The 3,420-nt window shown below is 49.8% G+C and carries 3 protein-coding genes; all 3 read right to left on the bottom strand.

Annotated features, from left to right (window positions below; translation table 11 throughout):
• Positions 1-470 (bottom strand): hypothetical protein (locus tag AC1DVH_RS28120; RefSeq protein WP_477756543.1); only part of this gene is annotated, 470 nt, incomplete at its 3' end.
• Positions 470-2,149, bottom strand: a complete 1,680-nt coding sequence (locus tag AC1DVH_RS28115) for an AAA family ATPase (protein ID WP_477756542.1) — start codon at positions 2,147-2,149, stop codon at positions 470-472. The genes AC1DVH_RS28115 and AC1DVH_RS28120, both read right to left, overlap by 1 nt.
• A gap of 205 nt (positions 2,150-2,354) precedes the next feature.
• Positions 2,355-3,420 (bottom strand): restriction endonuclease subunit S (locus tag AC1DVH_RS28110; RefSeq protein ID WP_477756541.1); only part of this gene is annotated, 1,066 nt, incomplete at its 5' end.

Below are 3,420 nucleotides of genomic sequence, written 5' to 3'. Positions count from 1 at the left end.
GTCGCGCATATACCACAGACATTGCCATTGCCCGGCGGATGAATAGCGCTGTAACGGTTGTAGTGATCCTTGACAGTTTCTCCGCAAGCCTGCGTGATTCCGGCAAGCGTAGAGCTACTTTTGAATAGATGTGTAGTCAGGTTCTTCAGCTCGGCATTTACTGCCTCTGGAATCTCCTGTGTCGCGGCAATGGGATCTGTGAAGAGTTGCCTCACGCTAGACGCCGTGCGGATCCCAAGATAGAGCTGATACCTGCCCTCATCATCAAGAGCTCTAATAGTGACTGCGAGTGCCTGAAAACGAGCATCCGTAGCGGGATTTGCTTGAACTGCACTCCAAAGCCCATAGGGGAGGGTTGATTCATCGATGGTTCGCCCGGAACAACTAGCAAGGAACACTTCACGCACAAGTGCGTTTAGGCCTCTAAATACAGCGCTCGGGGCAAGGCCTGCTCTTACGGGAAGTAACATCAGACCTCCAAGCGCTGTAGTAAATAGGCGCGCTCCATCGACTCGCCAAGCTGCTCTTCGATCCATTGTCGCTTGTGAGCGTTATCCATATTTACGTCATTAAGGTGGCTGCGAATTTCATCAACTGCTGTTTGTGATATCGCAGATCGGAGGCCGAAGAATTTCTTAATTAGGACTTCAAACGAAGCCCCAAAGGTTTCGCTGGATGGCGAGGCCATGGCTGACTGGCCATCAATCCTCTCGAATCGATAGACAGCCTCGCGATGCAAGGACGAAATCAAGAATGGTGAGTGTGTTGAAATCAACGCTTGCGAGGTAACTAGCCCGCGACCTGCCTGCTCAAACCCCAAGTGATAACGGGTGCGCCAGCTCGGGTTTAGATGCGTTTCGGGTTCGTCGAATATGAATAATGATTCGGCGTCGCCAAAAAGCCTTACCGCACCAATCGTATGGAGCAGCTGAGCTTCTCCGTCACTCAAATCGTCGATTGGTGCAAAGTGCTCTCCATCAGACAGCTCCAGCTCGACCACAGTAAGCGGCAGCTTACCCTTAAGCGGTTTTTTGACATGTTCGTCTAAAGCGTCATCCCGAAGTACTTTTCGTATATTGGGCGACCATTGCCCAACGCCTAACAATTGCAACTTGTAGAGTTTCCAGAATAATCGGGCGGGATCACGATATGTTTCTCTTAGCTGCTCGACGACATTAGGGATCATGAAATCGATCGTGATTTCGGCGCGCAGATAATCGAGTTCGTACAGCTCATACTGTTCATCTGTAGTCCGGGTCGATAGACCTCGTATGCTCCCGTCCCCCACTGCGCGTACTAGCTGTTTGAGATCTTCGATGCTGTCTTGCTCAACAGGGACGCGCCGCAAATCGTAATGCAGAACTACTTTGCGAGGATGCTTCATTCGGATCTCTGGCCACAGCAGGTCGCGCTCGGCATCACTTAATAACCCAAGGGCCGTAACCACCAAATTGGTGCAGTCGTAGTCTAGAAAAAGTGAGCTTGGTAGTGGCGTGTCAGCTTCTCGCGTGCGCAGTGGATCATCCAAGTCGCTCGTCGATGGAGCACCGAATATACCTGGAAAACGCCTTCTGTACTTATAGTTGATCTGTTCGTAAACGACCGCATCGACATTAGGTTGCGCCAACTCGATACGACGTCGAGACCTAGTGCTCATTACGTCAAAGTACTGTAAGGCATTGCGCATGAAGGAGCGTTGGAGGTTCTCGTTTAAACCGGAGGCATAACCTATCAAACGAGGTAAAGGCAGCTCCGCGAGTACGCAGTCTTCCCCATGTGACCATTGCGCTGTAACGTCATTTAAATCATTGGCGACTGCAGATATGAAAACACTGCGGCTGACCAAAATTGACTGGTTAGCTTCAAGTTGTACCGTATAGCGTTTTAGTCGTTCTCTATCATGGTCATCGTCTGACCACTCATAGCTCAGATTGAAGCGATAATTTAGGATTTTTCGAACGCGAAAGTCTGTTCGCTTCCTTCGCTCCAGATAGGCAAAGACTTCTGCGATGAGCTCCATCAGCTGCGACTTGCCTGACCCATTCAAACCAATAAGTGCGATTATTTTTCCTGGGGCATCAGAAAAGTCAAACCGCTGATTAGCCAGTCCCTTGTACTGACCAATTAGTTCGAAGTGCAGAAGCTTCATTTCGGCTTACCTGCTCCACTTATAACTGACCGAGGCTTGATTGATCTGATTGTTTTGCTGCGCATTATCGAATAACTCAAGAGCTCGCAGACTAGGCGAGAGGAATCAGATTGCTGTGAATGGGCAGTCGCAAGCTGCCCCGAAGGCCTAAGCATAGGAATGCTCGAGAATAAGCTTTGGCTTATGTGGTCGACACGCTGCGGCATCAGGCGTTTTTCCTTCCGCGTTTGTCCTTGGAAGTAGCAACGCGTTGGGCTTTGATGCGCTCCAGCAGCACGTTGGCGGGTTCGTCGTTCGGGTCTTGGGGCACCAGTTCACCGCGGAAGGCTTTGGCCAGGATGCTTTGGGTCAAGAGGTCGATACGGGTTTTGGCCGAGGCGACTTTGGCTTCCAGTTGGTCGGCGAAGGCGAAGAGTTGTTCTACGCGACGGACGATTTCGGCTTGTTCATCAAGAGAGGGGAGCGGAACATCAATAGCTGAAAGTTGCTGCTTGTTAACAAACTGGGTAGCCCCGCCACGATAAAGACTTTCGTAATAACCTTGGTGCCTCAAGAGCTCAAGATACATGCGTAGGAAGTCAGCTGAAATCGTGTCGGAAGGCCTGATAAGAAAAATATTCCAGGCAATCAAGTAGTCGGTCGCTTCCTTTATAACAACTGACCTGCCGATGGTTCCAATGTTTGTAAACAGAATTGAACCTTGAGGAGGACAGTACTTGTCTCTGTATTGTTCAAAGAGATTGGAGTTGACGAACCGTGCATCGTGAAAAAGCACTTCCCCAGAAGTTATATGCTTAGCCTGCAGTATTGGAAATCCTGTTTCAGAGTATTCAATTTTCTCAGCGGATGTATTGACTCCTTGATGTAGTCGCTTTGAGAGCTCACCTAATGTGTTACTGCTCCAGGGAGCGGGCATACTGATCTCGCGCCACTCATCTGTCAGCCGCCCAGATACCGCGGCGTCGAGAATAGATTGCCGGAAACGTTTGAGTAGGGCGGGTATGGCATCGATGCGGACTTTGAGTGTGTCGACCTGGCTTAGCAGCTCATCAAGCTTTTGGGCTATACGGGTTTGTTCTGCACGGGATGGGATAGGTATTTTGTATTTACGAATATCAGCACTATTCACAGCCGGATATAGCGCACCTTGGACTTTTTCGCACATGGCTTCGACAAAATGTGCTGACCGTACAGCAGCAAAAATCCATCTCGGTTCGACCTCAACTGGCTTCAAAACATCGAACCCGGTTGAAGCAATGCAGTTGTTATGT

The sequence above is a fragment of the Pseudomonas sp. P4_C3 genome, from assembly GCF_056402075.1.
This window is presented reverse-complemented; position numbering and strand designations above follow the sequence as displayed.